The sequence below is a fragment of the Oleiphilus sp. HI0079 genome, from assembly GCF_001635105.1.
In genome coordinates this window covers 1-806 of the sequence record NZ_LWFT01000016.1, presented here as the reverse complement: position 1 = coordinate 806, position 806 = coordinate 1, and the positions used below count along the sequence as shown (strand labels likewise).

Here is an 806-nt window from a genome sequence, read left to right as displayed (position 1 = left end):
GCCGGTTCCAGCTGAAGACCGTTTTTCGAGTGAACCGCGCGCATTGATTTTGGCGCCAACGCGAGAGCTTGCTCTACAGATTGAAAAGGACGCGCGTGCTTTGACGAAATATGCGGGCCTTTCGATCTACTCTGTACTTGGCGGTATCGACTATCAGAAGCAGCGCGAGTATGTGCGCAATAATGTGATCGATATTTTGGTGGCAACGCCAGGTCGCCTTATTGATTTCTTGAATAGCGGCGACCTTTATCTCGATCAAGTGGATACGCTCGTCATTGATGAAGCGGATCGAATGCTTGATATGGGGTTTATTCCTGATGTTAAACGTATTCTTGGCCGCTGCCCGAAAGTTGATCGTCGACAAACGCTTCTTTTCAGCGCCACTTTTAATCAGGACGTGTTGAACTTGTGTCAGCGCTGGACAAGTAGTCCGATTCATATCGAGATCGAAGCAGAGCAACTGACCACTGAAAAAGTGGATCAGAAGATCTTCATGGTGTCGTCGGATGAAAAGCTTGAAATTATTTGTCGCTATCTTGATTTGAACAAAGTGAGTCGTGCCATTATTTTTGGTAATCGACGCGATGAGACCCGTCGCCTCGAATCAGCATTAAAAGCAAAGGGCATCAAGGCTGCTTTGCTGTCTGGAGAGGTTCCTCAGCACAAACGCATTAAAACCTTGGATCAGTTTAAGCGTGGTGATATTGAGATTTTGGTAGCGACAGATGTTGCAGGAAGGGGGATTCATGTCGACGGCGTGAGTCATGTATTTAATTACAATCTCCCTGACGATCCTGAAGATTACG

At 46.8% G+C, this 806-nt stretch carries 1 protein-coding gene; it reads left to right on the top strand.

Annotated elements, in window-relative coordinates; all coding sequences use genetic code 11:
- Nucleotides 1-806: DEAD/DEAH box helicase (locus A3750_RS00430; protein WP_156498263.1), on the top strand; the 806-nt coding region annotated here is incomplete at both ends.